At 71.6% G+C, this 25,235-nt stretch carries 17 protein-coding genes; 5 read left to right on the top strand and 12 right to left on the bottom strand.

The genetic code is table 11. The features are described 5' to 3' along the window. Positions 1-299: 299 nt before the first annotated feature. The 12 genes from PSQ21_RS10650 to PSQ21_RS10595 all read right to left on the bottom strand — a co-directional run bounded on the left by PSQ21_RS10650 (position 300) and on the right by PSQ21_RS10595 (position 16,303). Positions 300-947 carry a pentapeptide repeat-containing protein gene (locus tag PSQ21_RS10650; RefSeq protein ID WP_274030222.1) on the bottom strand — a complete coding sequence of 216 codons (648 nt, stop codon included), beginning with the start codon at positions 945-947 and terminating at the stop codon, positions 300-302. Beyond that, on the bottom strand, positions 928-3,459 hold the full coding sequence (locus PSQ21_RS10645; RefSeq protein ID WP_274030221.1) for a hypothetical protein: 2,532 nt from the start codon (positions 3,457-3,459) through the stop codon (positions 928-930). Before PSQ21_RS10645 ends, PSQ21_RS10650 begins: the two co-directional genes overlap by 20 nt. Continuing rightward, the gene (locus tag PSQ21_RS10640) at positions 3,456-3,902 is read right to left on the bottom strand and encodes a DUF6507 family protein (protein ID WP_274030220.1); all 447 of its coding nucleotides are present in this window, start codon (positions 3,900-3,902) and stop codon (positions 3,456-3,458) included. Before PSQ21_RS10640 ends, PSQ21_RS10645 begins: the two co-directional genes overlap by 4 nt. Positions 3,903-3,980: 78 nt before the next feature. Continuing rightward, positions 3,981-4,292 (bottom strand): pore-forming ESAT-6 family protein, encoded by a 312-nt coding sequence (locus tag PSQ21_RS10635; protein ID WP_274030219.1) that lies wholly within the window; start codon positions 4,290-4,292, stop codon positions 3,981-3,983. 58 nt (positions 4,293-4,350) lie between these two features. Next, entirely contained in the window at positions 4,351-4,683 is a 333-nt protein-coding gene (locus PSQ21_RS10630) for a hypothetical protein (protein ID WP_018959355.1), read from the bottom strand. A 151-nt stretch (positions 4,684-4,834) separates the two neighbouring features. Continuing rightward, the gene (locus PSQ21_RS10625) at positions 4,835-6,253 is read right to left on the bottom strand and encodes a DUF6177 family protein (protein ID WP_274030218.1); all 1,419 of its coding nucleotides are present in this window, start codon (positions 6,251-6,253) and stop codon (positions 4,835-4,837) included. A gap of 83 nt (positions 6,254-6,336) precedes the next feature. Beyond that, positions 6,337-10,329 (bottom strand): type VII secretion protein EccCa, encoded by a 3,993-nt coding sequence (gene eccCa / locus PSQ21_RS10620; RefSeq protein ID WP_274030217.1) that lies wholly within the window; start codon positions 10,327-10,329, stop codon positions 6,337-6,339. Positions 10,330-10,483: 154 nt separating this feature from the next. Beyond that, positions 10,484-11,644, bottom strand: coding sequence for a nucleotide-binding protein (locus PSQ21_RS10615; protein WP_274030216.1), 1,161 nt, complete (start codon positions 11,642-11,644; stop codon positions 10,484-10,486). Positions 11,645-11,699: 55 nt separating this feature from the next. Beyond that, positions 11,700-13,043 carry a type VII secretion integral membrane protein EccD gene (gene eccD, locus PSQ21_RS10610; RefSeq protein WP_274035704.1) on the bottom strand — a complete coding sequence of 448 codons (1,344 nt, stop codon included), beginning with the start codon at positions 13,041-13,043 and terminating at the stop codon, positions 11,700-11,702. Positions 13,044-13,216: 173 nt separating this feature from the next. After that, positions 13,217-13,507: a hypothetical protein gene (locus PSQ21_RS10605; RefSeq protein ID WP_274030215.1), complete on the bottom strand. Its 291-nt coding sequence runs from the start codon at positions 13,505-13,507 to the stop codon at positions 13,217-13,219. Positions 13,508-13,589: 82 nt separating this feature from the next. Next, entirely contained in the window at positions 13,590-14,483 is an 894-nt protein-coding gene (locus tag PSQ21_RS10600) for a GNAT family N-acetyltransferase (RefSeq protein WP_274030214.1), read from the bottom strand. A 68-nt stretch (positions 14,484-14,551) separates the two neighbouring features. Further along, entirely contained in the window at positions 14,552-16,303 is a 1,752-nt protein-coding gene (locus PSQ21_RS10595; protein ID WP_274030213.1) for a PucR family transcriptional regulator, read from the bottom strand. A gap of 180 nt (positions 16,304-16,483) precedes the next feature. Here PSQ21_RS10595 and speB point away from each other — a divergent pair, with 180 nt between their 5' ends. The 5 genes from speB to PSQ21_RS10570 all read left to right on the top strand — a co-directional run bounded on the left by speB (position 16,484) and on the right by PSQ21_RS10570 (position 25,215). After that, a complete protein-coding gene (gene speB, locus PSQ21_RS10590; protein ID WP_274030212.1) occupies positions 16,484-17,473 on the top strand; it encodes an agmatinase in 990 nt (329 codons plus the stop codon). Continuing rightward, complete coding sequence (locus tag PSQ21_RS10585; protein WP_274030211.1) at positions 17,470-19,152, top strand: thiamine pyrophosphate-binding protein; 1,683 nt, start codon at positions 17,470-17,472, stop codon at positions 19,150-19,152. Before speB ends, PSQ21_RS10585 begins: the two co-directional genes overlap by 4 nt. Before the next feature lie 132 nt (positions 19,153-19,284). After that, positions 19,285-23,016 (top strand): ABC transporter ATP-binding protein, encoded by a 3,732-nt coding sequence (locus PSQ21_RS10580; protein WP_274030210.1) that lies wholly within the window; start codon positions 19,285-19,287, stop codon positions 23,014-23,016. A gap of 226 nt (positions 23,017-23,242) precedes the next feature. After that, positions 23,243-23,608, top strand: coding sequence for a hypothetical protein (locus PSQ21_RS10575; protein ID WP_397991865.1), 366 nt, complete (start codon positions 23,243-23,245; stop codon positions 23,606-23,608). A gap of 122 nt (positions 23,609-23,730) precedes the next feature. Next, positions 23,731-25,215, top strand: a complete 1,485-nt coding sequence (locus tag PSQ21_RS10570; RefSeq protein ID WP_274030208.1) for a S28 family serine protease — start codon at positions 23,731-23,733, stop codon at positions 25,213-25,215. Positions 25,216-25,235: the final 20 nt, after the last annotated feature.

Here is a 25,235-nt window from a genome sequence, read left to right as displayed (position 1 = left end):
AGTGGGTGTCAGCGGCGGAACGCTGACTCGTACCCTCGCTAAAGATCCAGGTGCACTCTGAAGAAATTTCTGAAATGCTCAGTACGGGCCATTTCGCCTCCGGCTCATGCGGCTGCTCAGGGATTTCTGCCTCCCCTGAGGCCATCCTGTACTTTATGGGTCAGATCCCTGAGTTCGTTTCCCTTCTCTGCGGGCACCAAATATTACTTCTCTCTACCGGTCCCTACTTTCTTCTCCCGCCTTGCCTGCGGTGCTCGCTCACGCCGCAAAATCGGCGTCTGCTGATAATAGCTACCGGGCTACTTCGGCATGCTGCTGGGGGGAATCACCTGTACTTGCCCTCCTCGCTCGGTGATCCATGCCTCGAGTTCCGACCCGGCCAGCTCGCGAGAATATTCGCCTTCGAAAGCAGTGATTGGTCCGAACGCAGTGCCTGTCAGGCCCTGCACGATGGTGGCTTCGTCGACTGTGATCTTAAAGGTGTTCTGGAACAGGACCGCGTTGGTCAGATCTGCCCCCCTCATATCGACGTCGAACAGAGAGGCTCCCATGATCCGTGTGCCTCTGAAGCTCGCTCCTGATGCGTCAACCCCTTGCAGTGAAGCCTTAGTCATGTCGGCACTGTCGAGCCGCGCCGACCGGAGTGCGGCACCGTCAAGATTCGCCCGGACGAGGTCGGCGCCTGTCAGGTCAGCACCGGTGAGATCGGCCGACTGGAGGTCGGCTCGATAGAAGATCGCCCCGGTCAGTCGTACGTTCACCAAGACCGCCTGTGTGAGCCACGCCTTTGTGAAGTCTCCGCCCGAGAGATCGGCTCCCCGGAAGTCATGCTCGATACCGAAGAGGCTGTAGCCCTCTTCGGTCATCCATTCCTGGATTTGATGGGTCGCTTCAGGGTCGTTCGGGAACGTAATGGGCTTCCATTTTTCATGGGTACCAGATGACATGATCTCCCCAGCCGTGAGTGTCGACAATTTCCTTGATGCTGTCAATTGCCGCTTGATTCGCGTTCCGTACGTCGACAATTACTATGCGATTCTTTTCGCGAATCATGGATGTGAAAGTATTCACCCAGGTCTGGGCGTCCCTGGCTGGGTTGTATGCGCCTGGGAACGGGCCTGCGAGCAGTTTCGGATTGCGCACGTTATTGAATGGGGGCCAGAAGGAATGGACACCCTTGATGTCGTAATATCTTCCGGTTGTCTCGGAATAGAACTCGCCCATATCGGCTTCATTCGGTCGGCGGATGTCCGCCGGGAGGCGTCCCTGCTCTCGCAGGTCAAGGCCGACCCGGGCCTCGTCCATCGAATCGTCAGTGATTTTACCTCTGTGATCTGGGTCGTGCCTCAGGTGGTCGAATACATCTGGAGCCCGGCCCCCTACCTCTTCCAAGTGTTTCCCATGCCTGGCCCGCTCTGCAGTCGTCAGTTCGGGTATCGGCTCGTTTGCCCGCTCGCTGGGTGTAGTGTCCGTCCGGCCCGAGGTATCCGAAGCTCGGCCTCCAGCATGATCCGTCACCTTGTCGTCGGACGGTGGCTTCTCTGACTGGGTCTCGGCACTCTCTCGGTGTCCGCTAGCTGTGGAACCTGGCCCCTCGCTGTCCGTTCGGCTCCCAGTAGTGGTGCCTTCCGAGGCGGATCCACTGTGGGCATCGTGCCCGCCTGTGCCAGTCGGGCCGCCCCCGTCCACGCTGTTGGTCGGCAGGTTGTTCGCTGTGCCGCCCGGTGTCCTGTTCGGGCGCGAGGCGTCATCGCCCGTCCGGCCCGCGTCGTCGCCGATCCGCCCCGCGCCGCCCAGGTCCGAGCCCAGCCGGGCCGAGTCGCTGCCGCCGCGGGAGCCCGCGGCGACGAGGGCCGATTGTTCGGCAGGGGTGCGGGGCGGGGGACTGTCTGCGTCTGTCCTGACGGAAGCGCCGTCCGTCGGGTTCTCGCGGTGGGCGGCGGTGTGGTGCTGCCTGAGCGTGCCGTCTTCACCGAGGATGTTGCCCTCGCGGTCCAGGTGGACGATGTTGCCGTCCTTGTCGGTGCCTCGGAGGGTGCCCTCGGGCAGGGCGGTGGTTCCTTCGGGGAGTTTGAGGGCGCCTTCCTGGATCGGCAGAGAGCCTGCGGGCGGGGCCACGCCTTCGGGGAGACGGACCACGCCGTCGCCCAGGTCGATCGCTCCGGCGGGGATCTCCGCGCCGTCCGGGAGCTTGACCGAGTTCCTCGGGACCTCGAACGCGCCGTCCGGGAGCGCCGCGCCCTCGGGCAGGTGCAGGGTGCCGTCGGCGAGTTTGAACCCGCCGTCCGGCAGAGTGATCGTGCCCGGCGGCAGTGGCGGGATCTCGACGTTGCCCGTGCCCCTGAGGCCGGCCATGACGTCGCTGATCTTGGTCAGGCCGCTGCTCGCGCCTTTGAAGAGGTACGTCGTCGGGTCGGCGTAGCGGCCCGCCTTGTTCGCGAACGAGAGGGCCTTCGCCGCGACCGCCGCCTTGCCCGCGCCGGAGGCCGCGCCTCCGGTGCCGCCGGTGAAGACGGTCGTCAGGACGTTGAAGGTGACCGCACCGCCGGCGCGGGCCGGGTTCTCGCCCCACTGGTCGTAGGCGATCAGCGCTTTGCCGGTCCCCGTCATCGCCTCGCGCGCGTCGCGGGCGAAGCCCGGCAGCTTGTCCTTCGGAGTGAGCCACAGGAGATGGGGTGCGGTGACGGTGAGGATGGTGCCGGTGGTGAGGTTGCCCAGGCCGGTCCAGGCTTGCTTCATGCTGTCCCAGCCGTCGAACCCGGCCAGGGTGCCCAGGCCCTTGACCGTGGCCAGGACGCCGTCCACGACGAAGCCCTTCCCGAAGTCGTGGACGTGTTCGTGGACGTGCCACCACGGGGTGGACTCCTTGACCGGGTCGCCCCACGGCAGGCCCTTGACCTGCTTCAGGACCTCGGCGTCGTATCCGTACTTGCCCTTGCCGCCGGAGCCGTCGTCCGTCTTGAGCGGCTTGCCGCCGGGCACCAGCGCGATGATCTTGTTGTAGCAGGCGCGCTCCGCAGCCTGGAACGCCGCCCACGTCTCGGCGATCTCTCCACGACGGCGGTTGTTCTCCTCGACCAGGCCGCCGTCCTCGCGCCACTTGTCGTCCGCGTTCGTCTCGTCCAGGAAGGCCGACGCGTCTCGCTTGAGCCGCTTCAGCTTCTCCACCAGCGGCTGCGCGTCGTCCGCGTACGCGCTGAGCGCGCCGGCGATGCTCGTCAGGTCCCACTCCAGCGCGGCCCCGCGGTACGCGACCGGTTGCGTTGTCGCGAACAGCTGATCGGCCTCCGGAGCCTTGTAGAACGCCTGGAGTCCGCCGAAACTGCTGTGGATATCACCCGTGGCCGACGCGATCTTCTCCCCGTCCCCGACCACAGCGGTCACCTTCTGGCCCAGCACCGCCAGATCCCCGGTGAACACCGGAATGCCAGACGGGTCGACCGGCTCCTTGTCGCTCACTTCCCACCCCGCAGTTCCTTCAGCACGTCCAGACGGACCGCCTTCGCCGCGTCCTGCGCCTGCTTCGCCGTGTCGAGATCACCCTCCACGTACTCGTTCGTCGCCGTCGCCGCACCCAGCACCGCCGCCTGGATCCGCTCGGACATCGACTTCAGCTGCGCCTGCCGCGCCGTCACGTACGCACCCAGCGCCGCCGCCACCGGACCCGTCATCGCCGGGGTGTCCACGAGCGCCTCGACCGGGCCGGCCTGCCGGCGCGGAATCACCGGACCCACCGGCTGCCCCACCTCCGTACCCCCCGGCACCGCGGTCCCCGCTGCTTCCGCCGCCTCCGCCAGGTGCGCCATCAGCGCGTTCAGCGCCTCCTCCAGCTCACCGGCGTACCCGCCGACCACCTTCAACTGGCCCTGCACACCCTGCGGCTTGATATCCCACCCGGTCATCCCACGCCCCCGCCCCCGCACGCACACCACAAAGCCCACCCGGCACGGGGTGGGCGAACACCGGAACCACCCCGGCGGTCAGCCGATACCGTCGACCGCGGCCTTCGCCCGCGCCAACGTCTGCGCGGCCGTACCGTCGTTCTTCTCCAACGTCGTCCGCAGCAGCCGGATGATGTTCCGCACCTCCTGCGACGTCGCGTTCCACCGCAGTTCCTTGCCGTGGTACTCATCCGCCACACCATCGGCTGCGAAGTCGTTCATCGCCGCTCTCACCTGCGTGTCCCGCGCCGTGATCACCTGCTCCAGACGGCCGATCACCACCTGGAGAGCCGCCTGCACCTCCGTCGAGGCACCCGTGTCGTACGAACGCCGATCCATGCTGCCCGCCATCAGTCCTTCAACTCCCCGTCAGACAAAAGTGTGGCCGAACCGGTCACCGCGACCGCTGTCAGCGGCCACCGAAACGCGCCGCGTCGAAATTCGCCGACGCCATCTGCGACTTCGCGTTCTCGTCCTGCTCCTGATCACCCGAACCGAACGCCGCGTCCATCCCCGACTGACCACCCAGAATCCCCGACAACGACGCGTTCAACGCCTTGGTGATCTCGTCCGAACGCGCCTTGAAATCATCGAACGCGACCTTCCCCGCCCCGTTGAACTTCCCCTCCAACGGTTCTGCCGCCGCGATCAACTGCTGGATCAGCGTCCCCAGATCCGTACTCGCACCCTGCGAATCCGACAACAGCCTCGACAGGACCGACGCCCCCATGTCGAACTTCATGACATCCCCCGTTACCTCGCATGCATCGATGACACCGACCGAACGCACGCGTACCTGCGCGTACATCCTTGCCCGTCAACATCTATCAACCCTCGTATCACTACTGCAGTCTGCAATCAGCCAGATTGTGACAGGCGAGACGTGTAGGCCCCTATGCCCCTTTGAGGTGCCGCATGAGCCTCTCGAACTCCTGCCACCCCGCCAGGTCCGAGGGGTCCCCCGGCAGCGGGTAGTACAGTGCCGGCCTCGTTCTCGGGCCGAGCCGCACCGGCTGTTCGGCCAGGGGCGTGCGCCGTGCCCGGTCTTCCGGCATCGCGCGGACCTCCTCCGCGCCCAGGACGAAGGCCAGCGGGACTCCCGGGCCCTCGAAGCGCGGCGGTACGGCCACATCGCGGCGCGCCTTGCGAAGTTGTACGAGCATCGACTGGAGGCGGTGGCGCGTGGCGAGCGCCTCGGCGGCCGCGGGCAGGGCGTCCAGCGGGAGTTCCTCGTCGGCGCCGTAGCCGAACGCGAGCGTGACCTCCTCCTCCACGCCCGCCTGCGTACGTGTGACGCGTACGGTCGCGATGCCCCGTCGCAAGCGGTTCCCGACCACGACGAACCAGGCGGGTTCCGGTGCCCGTTCGTACGCGACATCGGTCAGGCGGGCCGGTGACCAGGGGAGGTTCGCAGGTTCGGAGGTGCCCCAGCCGGCCGGCGGCTCGCCCGTCAGCTCCCGCCACACCGTCTCCAGACCGCCGCCCAGCACCAGCCGTTCGTCCGCCGGGTGCACCATGCGGAATGTCAGGCCCAGTTGGCGGTCGCCGGTGTCGTGGACCCGCTGGTAGGCCGCCGCCACCGGGGTGCGCGGGTCGTCCTCCGTGGCGTCGGGTGAGAGCACCGGGTCGAACGCGCCGTCCTGCCAGCGCAGTACGGCCCCGGTCAGTCCGTCGTAGTAGCCGTCCCGTTCGTCCTGGACGATCCAGCGGGACGGCCAACCGCCCAGCGCGTCCCGTACGGCGGGGGACAGCGTGGTGCCCGCCGGGCTGACGATCTGCAGGCCGAGGCCCGCGGCCGAGGCCGCCCGGAAGGCGTCGGAGAGCCAGGCCGTCATCGCCACCACAGGGCGGTCCTGGATGACGACCGCGACCTTGCCGGTGAGCACGTCGATGGCCGGCTGGGCGGCGGCGGGTTCCGGCGCGACGCTCACGCCGTCGGTCGTCACCACGGTGATCGAGCCGGCCATGTCCGGCGGCCAGGCGGAGCCGCCCACCAGCGCGGCGAGCCGGGTCGCGAAGGTGCCCGCGAGCTGCTCCGCCTCCGCGACGCCCGTGGTGGCGCGGGCCTCCGTCCACCAGTACGGGACCGGCGGCGCCGTGGTCCCGAGCAGCCGCTCGGCCTCGCCCTCCACGGAGACCAGCAGTGGCGCCTCCACGGAGACGAGCGGGCGGCCCTCCGCGTCGCAGAGCTGGATCACCGCGCCCTCGCCCCGCGTACCCACCAGCTTGTCCGGGCCGCCCGAGAGCAGCCCCGCCAGTACGGCCCACGGGTCGGGCATACGGGGTGTGAGAGCGATGACGTCCTTGGTCATGGAGTGGTCGTCCGGTCCTTCCGGTGCTTCGTCGTTCTGCGGTGATGGGCACGCACGGGCGGGCGCTGCTCCGCGCCGAGGAGTCACATAGGCGCGTACACCGTCTGGATCAGCCGGTTCGGCTGGCCGCGGCGCACGAACACGCCGCGCCCGGGCGCCTGTTGGGAGGCGTACACGCCGGGGAACAGCTGGCCCTCGCTGCGGTCGCCCGCCATCAGGAGCGCCGAGGCCCCCGACTCCCGCAGGCCCTGCACCAGCGGCTCGTACATGCCGCGTGAGGCGCCGGCGACCCGGCGCGTCAGGACGAAGTGAAGGCCGATGTCGACCGCCGAGGGGATGTACGGGAGGAACGCCGACAGCGGGGACTGTCCGGCCGTCGTGAGGACGTCGTAGTCGTCGACGAGGACGACGATGCGCGGGCCCGTGCCCCAGTTGCCGGGCTCCAGATCCTCCAGGCGGGCGTTCTCGTCGGGCAGGCGCTTCTCCAGTTCGGTGGCGATGCCCGCCGAGAGCCCCGTGCAGAGCTTGGAGTTGTACGCGTACCCCCCGTTGAACTCCTCCGGGACCGCACCGCGCAGGGAGCGCCGCGGGTCCATCACGGCGAACACCAACTCGTCCTCGCCGTACCGGTCGATGAGCCCGTGCGCAACGGTCCGCAGCAGGTTCGTCTTGCCGCACTCGCTGTCCCCCAGCACCAGCAGATGCTGATCGTGCTGGAACAGGTCGAGCAGTACGGGCGCGAGCGCCGACTGGTCGAGCCCGATCGGTACGCGCGTGGGCTCGGCAGCCGGGCCCGGCAGCGCGTGCGGCTCCAGAAGGTGTGGCAACACCCGCACCGGCCGCGCCACTTCACCGCTCCAGGTAGCCCGGACCGTACGGGCCGTGCGCTCCAGGACTGCGCCAAGGCCCGCCGTGTCGGCGATCCCGTCCGTACGGGGGAGCGCCACCTGGGCGAAGAGCTTTCCGTCGGTGAGGACGCGCCCGGGCTCGTCGGGCGACAGGGTCTCGGCGAGCTTGCGGTCGATGCTGGACTCGCCGGGGTCGTTGAGGCGCAGCTCGACGCGGGTGCCGAAGTTGGACTGGATGGCGATGCGTACGTCGTTCCAGCGCAGCATGGACGCGACGACGTGGACGCCGTAGCCGCCGCCGCGCTTGAGGATGTCGGCGATCGCGTCGTCCAGCTCGTCGAAGTCGTCGCGGAGCGCGCCGAATCCGTCGATGGCGAGGAGGACCTCGGCCGACGCGAGTTCGGGCAGCCGGCCGGCCGCGTGCAGGGTGCGCAGTTGCTCGACCGAGTCGATGCCGTGCTCGCGGAAGAGGTCCTCGCGCAGTGCGAGCATCGTGCGGACCTCCTCGACGGTGCGGGCTGCCCGTTCCCGGTCTGCGCGGCCCGCGATACCGCCCACGTGCGGCAGACCCGAAAGCGCCTGGAGGCCGCCGCCGACCAGATCCAGTCCGTATACGCCGATCTCGCGCGGGGTGTGGGTGAGCGCGAGGGAGAGCACGAGCGTGCGCAGCAGCGTCGTCTTGCCCGACTGGGGCCCGCCGATCACCGCCGCGTGGCCGCCCGCCGTTGTGAGGTCCAGGAACCACTGCCCCTGCCACTGTTTGGCCGGGTCGTCGATCAGGCCGACGGGAACGCGGAGAGGCCTTTGGTGTCCGTCCGCGACCGCTCCGGTCAGACGCATCCCGCGCGGTCCGATGTCCAGTGGACCGGCGACGGTGTCCAGCGCGGTGACCGTCGGCAGGGGCGGCAGCCAGATGCTCCGTACGGGCGGTGCCGATCCGGTCAACTGGGCAACCATGACGCCTAGTTCGGTCGGGCCCGTCTCGCGGCGACGCGATGCCGGTTCTGCGGACTGTCGCGCCTCGTCAGGACCTGCCAGGGTGTTGAACGCCTCGTACGGCAGTGCCAGCGGGCCGGTCTCCTCCTCGTCGGTGACGCGGACCGGGCCGCGGTAGCCGCCCGAGACATAGCCGGCCTTGAACCGGGCGTAGTGGCTCGTGTCGACCTTCAGATAGCCGAAGCCGGGCAGCGGAGGCAGGTGGAAGGCGTCCGTCGTGTCCAGGACGGTGCGGGACTCGTCGGCGGAGAAGGTCCGCAGGCCGAGACGGTAGGAGAGGTAGGTGTCCAGGCCCTTCAGCTTGCCGCCCTCGATGCGCTGGCTGGAAAGCAGCAGATGCACGCCGATGGAGCGGCCGATCCGGCCGACGGAGAGGAACAGGTCGATGAAGTCCGGCTTGGCGGTGAGCAGTTCGCCGAACTCGTCGATCACCACGAACAGGTGGGGCAGCGGATCCAGGTCCGGCCGTTTCTCGTCGCGCAGGGCCGCGTAGTCCCCGATGTCGGCGACGTTCCCCGCGTCCTTGAGGGCCTGCTGCCGGCGCTTGACCTCACCGGCGAGGGAGGAGTGGACCCGTTCGACGAGCCCCGCCTGGTTCTCCAGGTTGGTGATGACCCCGGCCACGTGCGGCAGACCGGCGAACGGCGCGAACGTCGCCCCGCCCTTGTAGTCGACCAGCACGAGCGCCAGGTCCTCCGGCGGGTGGGTGGCCACCAGAGCGAGGACCAGGGTGCGCAGCAGCTCCGACTTGCCCGACCCGGTCGCGCCCACGCACAGGCCGTGCGGGCCCATCCCCAGCTCCGAGGACTCCTTGAGGTCCAGCAGCACCGGCTCGTGGGAGTCGGTGATGCCGATCGGGACGCGCAGGAACGCGCGCTCGCCGCGCGGCGCCCACAGCCGGTCCAGATCGAGCCGGGCCACGTCGTCGATGCCGAGCATCGCCGCGAACTCCACCGGCCCGGAGAGCGGGGCATCGACCAGGGATTCGGCGGACAGCCGCAGCGGCGCGAGCATGCGGGCCAGCCCCTCGGCGAACGGGGCGCCCGTCTCGTCCACCGTGCCGTGCGCCTTCACGGGCTCCGGCGCCCGCAGGTCCTCGATGGTCACGTCCGTGCCGACTACCGTGATCCGTACGCTGACGTGGTCCGGCTCCTGCACCCGCCGCTCCAGCAGATGCAGCACGGTGACGCCCATCTCCCGCAGGCCGACGGCGTCGTCCGGGCGCGGCAGCTCCACGGCGTCCTCGCCGTGCCCGTCGGTGACGACGAGCAGCCGGGAGTTCATGGACAGCGCGTCCCGTCCGGCCAGCCCCCGTCGGACCTCGGCCGCGTACGAGGCCCGGCGGCGCAGCTCCGCCCCGATCCGCCGCGCGAGCTGCGGGGCGGAGGGGGCGATCCGACGGGCGGCCACGGGCCCGTCGAACTGCTCGGCGTCGAGCAGGTGCGGCAGCCACTTGGCCCATTCCCAGTCGGCCACGCGGTCCCCCGGCGTCGCGACCGCGATGGCCACGTCGTCGGGTGCGTGCAGGGCGGCCGTCTGGACCAGCAGGGCGCGGGCCACCCGCAGACAGTCCTCGCGGGGGCCGATCACACTGACGTTGCCGATCCGGTCCAGCGGGACGGTGAGCGGCAGTTCGGTGCCGTTGCGGAACCGGTTCACCAGCGCCGACGCCTCGTTGAGCATGAACAGGTCGGGTGGAGTGAGCACCGTCGAACCCGGCTCGGCGATCCCCAGATCCCGTACGGGCATCTCGCCGGTGCCGACCCGCACCCGCAGGAAGTCGTCGTCGACCCTGCGCCGCTCCCAGAGGCGCGCCGGGTCCCGCACGATGTCGTACAGGGCGTACGGCGGGGGGTTCAGGACATCGGCGCGCTCGCGCCGCTCGCGCTCCTCGCCCGACAACTCCTCCCGCAGGTCCTCCACATAGGCGAGATACGCCTCGCGCTGGGTGCGTCGGGTGCGCTGGGCCTTGCCCCGCTGCGAGAAGAGCAGTGCCACAGAACCGATGACGGTGACCACGAGAATGATCGCGCCCAGGGCGGCGAACTGGCTGTTGCGGACGACCGTCATCATCACGACGGACGACATGACCCCGGCGACCGGCAGCAGCGACATCGCGATGTTGCCCGCCTTCCCCTCGGGAAGGTTGGGCGGGGCCTCGATGGTGCGGGGCGCGGGCGCGGCCGGCGGGCGGGTGGTCCGGGCGGGGCGGTGGATCAGGCGAGTGCTCATCGGAGTGGTCCGGCGGTCGCGGTGGCGGAAGTGGCGGAAGTGGCGGAAGTGGCGGCAGCGGCGGCAGCGGCGGCAGCGGTGGTCCTGGTTGTGGCGGAAGTTGTGGCCGTGGTCGTGGCCGCGGTTCTTCTTGTGGCGGTGCGTCGCATCGAGGTCACCGGCGCTGCTGGGAGAGCTGGAAGACCTCGGCCGCAAGCCGGGTGGCGGCCAGCCGCGTCGGCCGGGCGAGCAGTTCGGTGCGGAGGACTCCGCCTGCCGCCAGATGCCGGTCGTGGGGCAGCACGTGGACGGTCGCGCCGGTGGACCGGAGCTTCTCGGCGGCGGCCGCCACATCGATCCCGGGGTGGGACGTGGTGCTGGTGAGCGCCACCACGGTCCCGGCGATCATGTGGCGTGGCAGCCCCCGCATCCACTGGAGGACCGCGTACGTGCTGGTGATGCCGTCCAGCGTGGCGGGGGCGGCCAGTACCCGGGCCTGGGCGGCGGAGAGCGCGACCCGGGCGAGCTCGGCGGGCAGCGTCTCGCAGTCGACCACGGTCACCCCGAAGTACCGGCGGAGCGCGACCATCACCCGCTCGTACGCCGCAGTGTCCAGCATCGCCCCGATCCGGCCCTGACTGCCGGGCAGCAGCCAGGCGTTGTCGGGGAGCTGGACGAGATAGCCGGTGACGTCGAGCAGCGACATCTGCGGCTCCACGATGTCCGCCAGGTCGGCAGTCGTCCAGCGCAGCGTCTCTGCGCCGAGACGCAGGGGAAGCGAGCCGAGCGCCGGATCGGCCTCGACGAGGAGGACCGGGTCCTGGCGGAAGTGCGCGTACGCCGTGCCGAGCAGGGCGGCCACCGTCGTCTTGCCCGCGCCGCCCCGGATGGAGGTGACGGCGATCTGCCGGCCGGTCGTCACCGGCTGCTGGATCCGCTCGGCGGTGCGGGTGATCTCGGCGACCTCGCGGGCCGCCGACGAGGAGACGAGCCGCCGTACCGCACGCGAGACCCGCGTGGCCGTCGGCTCACCCTGCCGGGGGCGGCGGGCCGTACCGGACAGCGCGCTGTCGATCACGGGCCGTGAGTCGGGGGAGCGGGCGGGCCGTCGAGCACCTGCCGACGGGGTGGCGGGAGGGGGAACGGGCGACGCGGGGGTGTCCGGGCCCGGCGCCCGCGCACCCGTCGGCGGTTGGGGCAGCGCCCGCGGGGGCTGCTGCTGTTCGCGCGCCGCACCGTGGCCCTGTCCCGCCCCGTGGCCCGGCGCGCGCTGCGGAGGAGGCGTTCCCTTCAGATCGCGCAGCACATCACCCTGCCAGTCGTCCGCGTTCGGCATGCCTGCCCTCCTCCTCCGCTCCGGCGCCCCGACCGGGGCCGCCCGCGTATGAATGTCAGAACTTGTCGAGCAACTGGCCGTACATGCCGAACACGCCGATGGCGAGCGGGAACAGCCCCACCATGCCGATGGACTCGACCAGGTCGGCGGTGCGCCGCAGCCGCACCCGTACATGCTCGGGAGGCTCCACCGCCAGGGCGAGCAGGGGCAGCAGCGCCGCCACGCCGAGTACGACGACGGGCCCCGCGTTCCCGGACGCCTGCTCCATCCACAGCATCACGAGGCGTACGAGAAGGGCCGCCGCGGCGGTGAACAGGGCCACCACCTCGGCCACCAGGGGGAACGCGCGAGCCCTCGACAGCAGCACCACTGCCACCAGCGAGGGCAGCAGCACCGTCCACACGGTCGGTCGCGCGGTCAGGGTGAGGAGCCAGCCCGCCGCCGTCGCCGACGCCGCGGTGACCACGGTGGCGAGGGCGAGCCCGCGGTGTGTGGCGGCCAGTGCGTCGGCCACGTCGTGGCGGCTGACCGACGCTCCGCCCGACCGTCGGTCGTCGAGCGCGGTGAGACCGGAGACCATCAGCGCGAGCCGCGGCAGCATGCCGAGCAGCACTACGGAGAACACCGCCATCACGGCGCCCAGTCGGGCCGGATCCGGCTCCACGGCGGCGACGGCCTCCCACACCGCGGTGACGGCGGCGGTGGCGCCCGCACCGATCAGGCCGCCGCGGCCGAGTGGCGAGAAGAAGCCGAGCAGCAGCTGGGCCAGGGCCACCGCCGTCGCCACCGCGGCGAGCCGGGCCGGGCCCGACCAGCCGTACGCGTCGGCGGCGGTCCAGGCCGTGAGAACGCCGAGCCCTCCCGAGACGAACAGCAGCGCGGTCGCCAGGCCGCGGTTGCCCGTTCCGGTCCGGGCGCACAGCGCACCGCCCACCAGGGGGACGGCGGTGGCGACCGCCAGCGCGACGGCCAGGGTGCCGAGCGGGAATTCGCGCCGGGCCAACAGAGCGGCGATCACCGCGAAGGCCACGGTCGACGCCCCGGCGGTGACCCTTCGCGCGGCCGGACGCCAGCGCCAGGCCTGGAGGTCGAGACCGTCGGCCACCTGGTCCGTGACGTCGTGGACCACCGGGGCGGGGGGAGCCGCGTGGGTCCTGACCAGGCGCAGCACGGCGCCGTCGCTGACACCGGCCGAGGCGAGCGTGCTGTCGTGCGGCAGGGCCGAACCGTCGGAGGTGATCAACTGCCGGGTCAACGGCCGTGATGCCGCCCGGTCGTCCAGCAATTGCAGTATGTCCGGCAGTAGTTGCCCGATGGGCGTGTCCGAGGGCAGCACGATGTCGGCCCGGCGCCGCTCACCGACCAGGGTCACCCGGCTCAGTTCCGAGCGGGACGTCATTGCTGTGCTCACCACTTACGGAAACCTATCATCGTGATGTTCCGAGATTCCGGGCCAATGAGGCATAGCGCACAGCGCGGTTGGCGCGTTTCCGAGTTCGGCGAAATCTCGCCTGCGATACCTGCGGGCCCGGTGAGTTTCCGGCCACTCCGTCGTTTCTCGGCCGGAGTTGATCAGTGGCCCTTCTCCGGGCCCGAAGAATGCGTCAGCGGTTCGTACCGCTGCGCCTGCCGCTGCTGTTTCTCCTGCTCGGCCTTCTGTTTGTCCAGTGTGTGCTGGAGAAAGGACCAGCCGATGCACCCGGCGCAGAGCACGGCGGTGATGGCGATGCCCGCGAATACCTTCCCGAGCCGTTCGTCGGAGGTGCGCCGTGCGCGCCCAACGCCGAAGAGCAGGGCGTCTCGCATCCTGCGGCGGCGTACCCCTACCGATTCCAGCAGTTGACTGTCGTAATCCCGTGCCACACGATCCCCCTTTGCCACTGCAACATACCGAGGGGCGGTCGTGAAGTACACACCAGGGGACGGGACGTGAGGGAAGCGGTGTTCAGACCCGGCCGGGGCGCGTCCAGTCGTGGTTCTCGCGTACGAGGGTGAATCCGGCCGATCGGTAAAGCGCTGCCGCCGCCACGTTCTTGGCCGGTGTCAGAACGGCCACCGCGCTCGCGCCCCGGTCGGCGAGTGCCGCGCACGCGCCCCGTACGGCGTCGCGTCCGTAACCGTGGCCGCGGTGGTCCTGATGCGTGCCGACCGGTTCGAGCAGTCCGCACCTGCCCGCGCCCCCGAACCAGCCGGTCGCGGCGGCCGCGGGCTCCCCGGCGGGCGTGCGGACGAGCGTCTCCACGGCCAGATGGCCCGCGGGGGACCCCGTCATCCTGCGCCAGTGGTCGACGGAGAGCGTGGATCCCGCGAAGGCGGCCCGGTGCACCAGCGCCCGGTCGGCGAGGTCGGACTCGCCGACCCGCACGGCGCGGCTCGACACCGGCTCCGGGGTCCAGGAGAAGACGAGCCAGGGCTCCTCCGTGTCCGGTTCCCAGCCGGGCACGGGCAGGCCGTCGGTCGCGTCGTTGCCGGGTACGAGCAGCTCCTCGGCATCCGACGCGAGCGCCCCGAGGTCGGCGTCGGGTGCGGCGGTCACCCGCAGCACGGGGCCGTCGAGGAAGCCGACCGCCACGGGGGCAGGCTCCGCCGCACCGCCGGACCGGGCCCCGGCCCGCGAGGAGGAGGCCCGTGGGCCGGCCCCCGCGCCGGTCCCTGCGGAGGCCGAGGCCCGTGCGTCGGTCCAGAGGTAGACGGTCGCGTCGTCCAGCCGCAGCAGCCAGCCCACGTCCCCGGGGTGCAGGCTTCCGGACGGGGCGTCGGGCGGTGTCCACGCGCGCAGGGCACGCAGCGCCGGGCCGGTGTCGGCAGGGGACAGGCGGTGCCGCGCGAGTGAGGCCATGCGCGGAGACTAGTCAGCGCGCCACGGAGGGGCGAAGGCTTTTGTGCCCGATGGGCCCGGGCCGGTGGTCATGCCTGCCGCAGCGCGAACCACAACTCCGCCCGTACGTCCATGTCGTCCAGGTCCGCGCCCAGCAACTCCCCGCACCGCCCGATGCGTTGGCGGACGGTGTTGCGGTGGACGCCCAGGGCCACCGCCGTACGGTCCCAGCCGCCGTGGAGGGAGAGCCAGCAGCGCAGGGTGTCGGCCAGCGGCGCGGTGAGCGGGGCGAGGAGGGCACGGGCGTGGGCGGCCGCCTGTTCGGGAGGGACCAGCGCGGCGAGGCCGCTCATGGGGGCGTCCACCGTCAGCGGGGCGCGGGTCGCCCACGCGTGGGCCAGGGCGCGGGCCGCCCGGCCATCGGCGGCGTCGAGAGCGGCGAGGGGGGTGGGCGCGGACGCGCCGAGCGTCCAGCCGGGCCTCGGGGTGAGCCGGGGCGGCTCCGGCGCGCGCTCGCCGGGCCGCGCCGCGCTCTCGTCGGGCCGCGTCCTGTTCCGGTCGGGCTGCTCTGCGTGATCGTCGGGCCGCGTCGTGGTCTCGTCGGGCCGCGTCCTGTTCCGGTCGGGCTGCTCTGCGCGTTCGCCGGGCCGCGCCGCGCTCTCGTCGGGCCGCGTCCTGTTCCGGTCGGGCTGCTCTGCGTGATCGTCGGGCCGCGTCGTGGTCTCGCCGGGCCGCGCCGTGTTCCGGTCGGGGCCCTGGTCGGGGCTCAGAAGCACCCGGACCGCCTCGCCGGCCCCGCGCCCCGCGTCGACCAAGGCCGTGCCCAGCGACGCGCCGAGGGCTCCGGCCGTCAGCGCGTCCGCCGGGGTGCCGTCCGTGCGGCGGGCGTGGATCACCGTCCAGGGGCCGGTGGAGCCGAGGAGCGGGGCCACCTCGGCGGGGGAGGCGCCCAGGAGCATGCGGACCAGGGCCGCCGAACGGCCCGCCGCGTCCGCGCCCTGGTGGGGGGCGGCAAGGAGGGAGAGGAGGACCACCGCGATGCCCGCCACCGTGTGGTCGCCGGGCTCCCGTCGCCGGGTCGCCAGCGCCAGGACCAGGCCCTCGCCGCCGCCCAGCGCGTACGCGGCGAGGTGGGTACCGCCGTGGGTGTCGGTGGCCGAGGAGGGGGAGCCGGGGCGTTCGCTTGCGACCACCCGGGCCAGCCGGGCCAGGGCCCCCGCCGCCTCCGGCTCCGGGCGGCGGCCCGCCGCGTGGACCTCCTCGCCGCGTGCCGACAGCAGCGCCGCCCGGCCGTCGAGCCGCGTCGCGAGTTGGCGGAGGACCGCCGGCACGGGGTCGGGGCGGGCCGCCGCCGTCGCCAGTGCCTGCTGGGCGCGGGTCACCCGGCGCAGCTCACGGTGGCGCGCCTCGGCCATCAACCGCCACACCGCCCGCGCGATCGCGGTGAACGGGGTCTCGGGCGGCACCTCCAGCAGCGGCAGGCCGTGCCGGTCGCACGCCTCGATCAGGGCCCGGGGCACCGTCTCGTGCACCGGCCGGACCCCGAAACCGAGTGCCGCCGCCCCCGCCTCCACCAGTCGGCCGACGTAGTGGTCCGGGTCGGTCAGCAGCACCCCCGCGCTCAGCAGCAGTTCGCCGCCGAGCAGATACGGATACGGGTCGGCCATCTCCGAGGTGTGCACCCAGAGCAGATCGGCGTCGGCGGGGCCCGCGATCCGGCGCAGGCCCAGCTCCTCGCGCGCCAGGAGCTCGGCCAGCGGGACGGGCGGGGTCGGCGGGCCGGGCGGCGGAGTCGTCCGCGAGGTGCCCGCGGAAGGGTTCGGCATGGATGGTTCATCCATTCAGTGGGTCGCGAATGGAGGAAACGTACTCTTCAGTGTCGGCCTTCGGCCACTTACCGTCTTCCTCGCACGGGCGCCGCGCCCGGTCGAAGGAGCGACGGCCGACGGGCTGGGGCGGGCCGGTCGGGCCGGCGGGCCCGCACACTTGACACCGTACGGAACACGAAGGAAGGCACCCCCATGAGCAGCACCGAATCGCCGCGCGGCCCCATCGACTCCTCCCGCGTCCCGCGCTACGCCGGGCCCGCGACGTTCGCCCGGCTGCCCCGGCTCGACGAGGTCGGCCGGACCGACGTCGCCGTGGTCGGCGTGCCCTTCGACTCCGGGGTCTCCTACCGGCCCGGCGCCCGTTTCGGCGGCAACGCGATCCGTGAGGCGTCCCGGCTGCTGCGCCCGTACAACCCGGCGCAGGACGCCTCCCCGTTCGCCCTCGCCCAGGTCGCCGACGCCGGGGACATCGCGGCGAACCCGTTCAACATCAACGAGGCCGTCGAGACCATCGAGGGTGCGGCCGACGACCTGCTGGGCACCGGCGCACGCCTCATGACGCTCGGCGGCGACCACACCATCGCCCTGCCGCTGCTGCGTTCCGTCGCCAAGAAGCACGGGCCCGTCGCCCTGCTCCACTTCGACGCGCACCTGGACACCTGGGACACCTACTTCGGCGCCGAGTACACCCACGGCACCCCGTTCCGCCGGGCCGTCGAGGAGGGCATCCTCGACACCTCCGCCCTCTCCCACGTCGGCACCCGCGGCCCGCTGTACGGCAAGCAGGACCTGACCGACGACGAGAAGATGGGCTTCGGCATCGTCACCTCCGCCGACGTCATGCGGCGCGGCGTCGACGAGATCGCCGACCAGCTGCGGCAGCGCATCGGCGACCGGCCGCTGTACATCTCCATCGACATCGACGTCCTGGACCCGGCGCACGCCCCCGGCACCGGCACCCCCGAGGCCGGCGGCCTCACCTCCCGCGAGCTGCTGGAGATCCTGCGCGGGCTCTCCTCCTGCCACCTGGTCTCCGCCGACCTGGTCGAGGTCGCCCCCGCCTACGACCACGCCGAGATCACCTCCGTGGCCGCCTCCCACACCGCGTACGAGCTGACGACGATCATGTCCCGGCAGATCGCGGCTTCCAGGAGCCCCCAGGGCGCCGAGGGCGCCAAGTGAGTCACGACCACGACGACCGGCCGCGGCTCACCGCCGCCCAGGCCGCCGCCGTACTGAACCCGCCGGCCGGCCGCAACGGCGGTGACCTGGTCGTCGAGTCCCTCCAGGGGCTCGGCGCGACCACCGTCTTCGGGCTGCCCGGCCAGCACGCGCTCGGCGTGTTCGACGCGCTGCGCCGCTCCTCCCTCCGTTACGTGGGACTCCGTGTCGAGAACAACGCGGGCTTCGCCGCCGACGCGTACGGCCGGATCACCGGCGAGGTCGCGCCCCTGCTGCTCTCCACCGGGCCCGGCGCGCTCACCTCGCTCGCCGCGCTCCAGGAGGCGGCCGCCGCCTCCGCGCCCGTCCTCGCGATCTCCAGCCAGATCCCCACGGCCGGGCTCGGCGGCGGCCGGCACGGCTTCCTCCACGAGCTGCGCGACCAGCAGGCCTCCGTCCGCGACCTCGTGAAGTCCGTCCACACCGTGCGGTCCGCCTCCCAGATCCCCTCCGCGATCGCCGCCGCCTGGGAGTCCGCGCTGACCGCCCCGCACGGGCCGGTCTGGGTGGAGATCCCGCAGGACGTGTTGCTCGCCGAGACCTCCCTGCCGGTCGTCAGCGCCATGGACGCCACCCCGCGCGAGCTGTATCCCCGGCCCGAGCTGACGATCGCCGCCGCGCACCTGCTGGCGGACGCCGAACGGCCGGTGATCATCGCAGGGGGCGGAGTCGTCCGCTCCGACGCCTCCGGCAAGCTCCTCGCGCTGGCCGAGAGGATCGACGCCCCCGTCGTCACCACCTTCGGCGGCAAGGGCGCGTTCCCCTGGGAGCACCCGCTGTCGCTGCGCTCCTGGCTGGAGGACCGGCACACGACCGACTTCCTGGAGGACGCGGACGTTCTCCTCGTCGTCGGTTCGGGGCTCGGCGAACTCTCCTCGAACTACCACACCTTCCGCCCGCGCGGCCGGGTGATCCAGATCGAGGCGGACGCCGGGAAGCTGGAGTCCAACCACCCCGCCCTCGGCATCCACTCCGACGCCCGCGAGGCCCTGTCCGACCTCCTGGACGCCGTCGAGCCCCGCGAGGACGCGGGAGCCGCCGAGCGCGTACGTACGGTGCTGGAGAAGGTACGGGCCCGGATCGACGCCCAGGACCTCACCCTGGAGCAGCAGGTCCTCGCCGCCGTCCGCGAGGCGCTGCCCGACGGCGCGCCCAGCTTCTGGGACATGACGATCCTGGCGTACTGGGCCTGGTCCGCGTTCGACGCGCGCCGCCCCAACACCATGCACTCCGCCCAGGGCGCGGGCGGCCTCGGCTACGGCTTCCCGGCGGCCATCGGCGCGGCCGTCGCCGACCCGACGAAGCCCGTACTCGCGGTCTCCGGTGACGGCGGCGCGATGTACTCCATCGCGGAACTGGCCACCGCCCGCCAGTACGACCTGCCGCTGACCTGGCTGATCGTCGACGACGGCGGCTACGGCATCCTGCGCGAGTACATGACGGGAGCCTTCGGCGAGGCCACCGCCACCGAGCTGTCCCGCCCGGACTTCGTCGCGCTCGCCGAGTCCTTCGGTGTCCCCGCCGTCCGCACGACACCGGACTCCCTCGCCGGGGACCTGAGTAAGGCGCTGGCGGCCCCGGGCCCCTCCGTCGTCGTGCTCCCGGCCCTGCTGCGGATGTTCGAGCCGACGCACCTGTGAGCCGTACGTCCGGGGCGGCGGGATGAAATCCGCAGCCCCGGGCGTTGGTGCCTTCCGGTAGACCAGGTGGAACAGCCGGATCAGCTGGACCGGCGGACAGGCCGAGGAGAAGGCCGAAACGGGAGGCAACGCGTGACGGGCGCAGAGCAACAGGGGTGGAGCCGGCGGCTGACCGGGTACGCGTGGCGGTACCGGCGCAACGTCGTGCTCGCTCTCGGCTCGTCGCTCGCCGGTATGGCCGTCATGGCCCTCGTGCCGCTCATCACCAAGGTGATCATCGACGACGTGGTCACCGACCACACCCGCTCCCTCGCCGTCTGGACCGGACTGCTCATAGGCGCGGCCGTCCTCGTCTACATAGCCACCTACATCCGCAGGTACTACGGCGGCCGGCTCGCCCTGGACGTCCAGCACGACCTGCGTACGGACATGTACACGACGATCACCCGACTCGACGGGAAACGTCAGGACGAGCTGTCCACCGGGCAGGTCGTCGGCCGTGCCACCAGCGACCTCCAGCTGATCCAGGGGCTGCTGTTCATGCTCCCGATGACCATCGGGAACGTGCTGCTCTTCCTCATCTCCCTGGTCATCATGGCCTGGCTCTCGCTGCCCCTGACCCTCGTCGCCCTCGCCGTCGCCCCCGCCCTCTGGTTCATCGCCCGCCGCTCCCGCACCCGGCTCTTCCCCGCCACCTGGTACGCCCAGAGCCAGGCGGCCGCCGTCGCCGGAGTCGTCGACGGGGCCGTCTCCGGGGTCCGGGTCGTCAAGGGCTTCGGCCAGGAGGACCAGGAGACCGGCAAGCTCCGCGAGGTCGGACGCCGGCTGTTCGCCGGGCGGCTGCGCACCATCCGGCTGAACTCCCGCTACACCCCGGCCCTCCAGGCGGTGCCCGCGCTCGGCCAGGTCGCCATGCTCGCCCTCGGCGGCTGGCTCGCCATCCGGGGCGAGATCACCCTCGGCACCTTCGTCGCCTTCTCCACCTACCTCGCCCAGCTCGTCGGCCCGGTCCGGATGCTCGCCATGGTCCTCACCGTCGGCCAGCAGGCCCGGGCCGGCGTGGAGCGGGTCCTGGAACTCATCGACACCGAGCCCTCCATGCGGGACGGTACGAAGGAGCTGCCCGCCGACGCCCCGGCCGGCATCGAGTTCGACGACGTCCGCTTCGGTTACGAGGAGGAGCGCCCCGTCCTCGACGGCTTCTCGCTCACCGTCGAACCCGGTGAGACCGTCGCCGTCGTCGGCGCGTCCGGCAGCGGCAAGTCCACCGTCTCGCTCCTGCTGCCCCGCTTCTACGACGTGTCCCACGGGGCCGTCCTCATCGGCGGCCACGACGTCCGCGAGCTCACCCAGGCGTCCCTGCGCTCCGCGATCGGCCTCGTCCCCGAGGACAGCTTCCTGTTCTCCGACACCATCCGCGCCAACATCGCCTACGGCCTCCCCGACGCCACCCAGGAGCAGATCGAGCAGGCCGCCCGCGCCGCGCAGGCCGACGGGTTCATCGCCGAACTGCCCGAGGGGTACGACACCACCGTCGGCGAGCACGGGCTCACCCTCTCCGGCGGCCAGCGCCAGCGGGTCGCCCTCGCCCGGGCCATCCTCACCGACCCCCGGCTCCTCCTCCTCGACGACGCGACCTCCGCCGTCGACGCCCGCGTCGAGCACGAGATCCACGAGGCCCTCAAGCAGGTGATGGCGGGCCGCACGACCCTGCTCATCGCCCACCGCCGCTCCACCCTCCAGCTCGCCGACCGCATCGCCGTCCTGGACGCCGGGAAGCTCGCCGCGATCGGCACCCACGAGGAGCTGGAGCGCACCTCCGCGCTCTACCGCCGCCTCCTCACCGACCCCGACGAGCTGGGCGGCACCTCACCCGGCCACCGGCCGGAGCGCACCGAGGCCGCCCTCGAGGACGACCGTGCCCTCCAGGAGGAGCTGGACGCCGAGTTCGACGCGGAGCGCGGCATCACCCCCGAGCTGTGGATCCGCAAGGAGGAGGAGGGGGACACCACCGTCGCCGGTATGCCCGCGACGCCCGAGCTGCTCGCCCAGGTCGAGGCGCTGCCGCCCGCCACGGACACCCCCGGGGTGGACGAGGCCGCCGCCGTGCGCGCGGAGGACTCCTACGGGCTGCGCCGGCTGCTGCGCGGCTTCGGCGGGGTCCTGCTGATCAGCCTCGGGCTTGTCGCCGTCGACGCCGGAATGGGCCTGCTGCTGCCGGTCCTGATCCGGCACGGCATCGACGAGGGCGTCTCCCAGGTCTCCACCGGCGCGGTGTGGGCGGCCTCCGCGATCGCGCTGGTCGTCGTCCTCGTCCAATGGACGGCGCAGACCGGCGAGATCCGGATGACCGGCCGGACCGGCGAGCGGATCCTCTACTCGCTCCGCCTGAAGATCTTCGCCCAGCTCCAGCGGCTCGGCCTCGACTACTACGAGCGGGAACTGACCGGCCGGATCATGACCCGGATGACGACGGACGTGGACGCCCTCGCCACGTTCCTCCAGACCGGGCTGGTCACCGCGTTCGTCTCCGTGGTCACCTTCTTCGGCATCATGGCCGCGCTGCTCGTCCTGGACGTCCAGCTCGCCCTGGTCGTCTTCGCCACCCTGCCCGTGCTGATCATCGGCACCGTCTTCTTCCGGCGCAGCAGCGTCAAGGCGTACGAGCTGGCCCGGACCCGTATCAGCGCCGTCAACGCCGACCTCCAGGAGTCCGTCTCCGGCCTCCGCATCGTCCAGGCCTTCGGCCGCGAGCACGACGGGGCCGTCCGCTTCGCCGAGCACAGCGACCACTACCGCCAGGCCCGGGTGCGCGGCCAGTGGCTGATCTCCGTCTACTTCCCCTTCGTCCAGCTGCTGGCCTCCGTCGCCGCGGCTGCCGTGATCATCGTCGGCGCGGGACGCGTCGACAACGGCACGCTGACCGTCGGCGCCCTGGTCGCCTACCTCCTCTACATCGAGCTGTTCTTCGCCCCCGTCCAGCAGCTCTCCCAGGTCTTCGACGGCTACCAGCAGGCGACCGTCTCCCTCGGCCGCATCCAGGAACTGCTGCGCGAGCCCACCTCGACCGCCGACCCGGACGAGCCGCTCGGCGTGCGCTCGCTGCGGGGCGAGATCGCGTTCGAGGACGTCTCCTTCGCGTACGGCTCCGGCGAGGAGGCCCTGAGCGGTGTCGACCTGCGCATCCCGGCCGGCCAGACGGTGGCCTTCGTCGGGGAGACGGGGGCCGGGAAGTCGACCCTCGTGAAGCTCGTCGCCCGGTACTACGACCCCACGGTCGGCCGGGTCACCGCCGACGGAGCGGATCTGCGCACCCTCGACATGACCGCCTACCGGCACCGTCTCGGTGTCGTCCCGCAGGAGGCGTACCTCTTCGGCGGCACGGTCCGCGACGCCATCGCCTACGGGCTGCCCGACGCCACCGACGCCCGGGTGGAGGCCGCCGCCCGCGCGGTCGGCGCGCACGAGATGATCGCCACGCTGGAGGACGGTTATCTCCACGAGGTCGCCGAGCGCGGCCGTAACCTCTCCGCCGGACAGCGCCAGCTCATCGCCCTGGCCCGCGCCGAACTCGTCGACCCGGACATCCTGCTCCTGGACGAGGCCACCGCCGCCCTGGACCTGGCCACGGAGGCCCTGGTCAACCAGGCCACCGACCGCCTCGCCGGCCGCCGCACCACGCTGGTGGTGGCCCACCGGCTGACCACCGCCGCCCGCGCCGACCGTGTCGTGGTCATGGACCACGGGCGCGTCGTCGAGGACGGCACGCACGACGAGCTGCTCGCCCGGGGCGGGCGGTACGCCCGGCTCTGGCGCACCTTCATCGGCGAGGGCATAGGGGAGGACGAGCCGGCGGGCGTCTGAGGGGCCCTCGGGTCCGGCGGTGCAACCTCCCACGGGTCTGCTGCGTCGTAGCCAGGGACGCACGGGTGCGTACAGATGTCAGGTGGGGGTGAAGGTGTTCGGCAGAACCGCGGGGCCGGTGAGACCCATGAGGCAGACGGGACCGGCGGGACCGGCCGGACCGGCGGAGGCAGCGGGACCGGCTGGGCAGGCCGGTCTCACGAGGCCGGGGCCGGGGGGACGGCCGTTGCTGGCCCGCCTCCTCGTTCTGCTCCTGCTGGCCGGACTCGTGCCCCTGCTCGGCGCCCCCGGCGTCGCGCGGGCCGCCTCCGGCTGCTCCGGCCGCCCGGCGAAGACCGTCGGGTTCTCCACGGGAGAAGTGCGCGTCTACAAGAGCCGCGCCCAGGTCTGCGCGGTGACCGTCGCGAAGAAGCCCGGCAAGCGGCGGACGATGAGCGTCACGCTCCAGGCGCGCGGCGGACGCGCCGTCTCCGACAAGGGCGCGTACACGAAGATGGCCGGTCCGGTCACCGTCAGCGCACTCAACCGGTGCGTACGGGCCTCCGGCGCGATCGGCGGGAAATCCGCCTCCACCGGATGGATTCTCTGCTGACCTTTCCGCCGACTCCTCCCCTTCTGCGCCGACTTCTCCACTGACACGGACAACCAGGTCTGGCGTGGCGTGTGTTGCCCCGATAAGTTCACGGCGACTGTTGTGAACCAAGGGGAGCGTGCATGCGCAAGTCACTCACAGGGGTTCTCTCGCTCGCCGTGCTCATAGGCACGGTAGGAGTCACGGGGGCCTCGGCCGGTGCGGCCACCGCCGCTGAGCCGGCCGCGAAGCGGAGCAGCGGCGCTGCCAAGGGCGGCGAAGCGAGCAACGAGGACATCAAGGACCGCATCCTGGCCATCCCGGGCATGAGTCTGATCGAGGAGAAGCCTTACGCTGGCTACCGCTACTTCGTCCTCAACTACACCCAGCCGGTCGACCACCGGCGCCCGTCCAAGGGCACGTTCCAGCAGCGTCTGACGCTGCTGCACAAGGACGTGAGCCGCCCGACGGTCTTCTTCACCAGCGGCTACAACGTCTCCACGAACCCCAGCCGCAGCGAGCCGACGCAGATCATCGACGGCAACCAGGTCTCCCTGGAGTACCGCTACTTCACCCCGTCCCGGCCGGCCCCGGCCGACTGGTCCAAGCTGGACATCTGGCAGGCCGCCAGCGACCAGCACCGGGTGTTCACGGCGCTGAAGAAGATCTACGACAAGAAGTGGCTGGCCACCGGCGGGTCCAAGGGCGGCATGACCGCCACGTACTTCGAGCGCTTCTACCCGAAGGACATGGACGGCGTCGTCGCCTACGTCGCGCCCAACGACGTGGTGAACAACGAGGACTCGGCGTACGACCGGTTCTTCCGCAACGTCGGCACCGAGGAGTGCCGCGACAAGCTGGCCGACGTGCAGCGCGAGGCGCTGATCCGCCGGGCCCCGCTCCAGAAGAAGTACAAGGAGCTGGCCGCGGCGCAGGGCTGGACCTTCAACACCGTCGGCTCCCTCGACCGGGCCTACGAGGCCACGGTCATGGACTACGGGTGGGCGTTCTGGCAGTACAGCCTGCTCGCCGACTGCGCGGACCTCCCGGCCGACGCCGAGGACGCCAGCGACGACGTCATCTGGAACTCGGTCGACTCCATCTCCGGCTTCTCCGCCTATGTCGACCAGGGCCTGGAGCGGTACACCCCGTACTACTACCAGGCGGGCACCCAGCTCGGGTCGCCGGACATCAAGCAGCCCTGGCTCAGCAAGCTGAGCCGCTACGGCTACCAGCCCCCGCGCAACTTCGTGCCCCGCTCCATCCCCATGACGTTCGACCGGGGCGCGATGCGGGACATCGACCGCTGGGTCAAGCGCAACGCCCGGCAGATGATGTACGTCAACGGGGAGAACGACCCGTGGAGCGCGGAGCCGTTCCGCCTCGGACGCGGCGCGAAGGACAGCTACGTCTACACCGTCCCCGGCGGCAACCACGGCGCGAAGGTCTCCGGCCTCCCCGCCGAGGAGAAGGCGAAGGCCACCGCCGCGATCCTGCGCTGGGCGGGCGTCGCCCCGGCGGCCGTCGAGGCCGACCCGGCGAAGGCGAAGCCGCTGGCGAAGTTCGACAAGAAGCTGGACAAGCGCAACGGCGAGATCGAGCGCGACGAGGCCACGCTGCGCCCGTAGCGGCCCCCTCGCGGCTCTCC

Origin of the sequence: Streptomyces sp. MMBL 11-1, from assembly GCF_028622875.1 — a bacterium.
Lineage (GTDB): Bacteria > Actinomycetota > Actinomycetes > Streptomycetales > Streptomycetaceae > Streptomyces.
The sequence above is the reverse complement of the archived record's forward strand: the minus strand, read 5'-3'. Positions and strand labels throughout refer to the sequence as shown.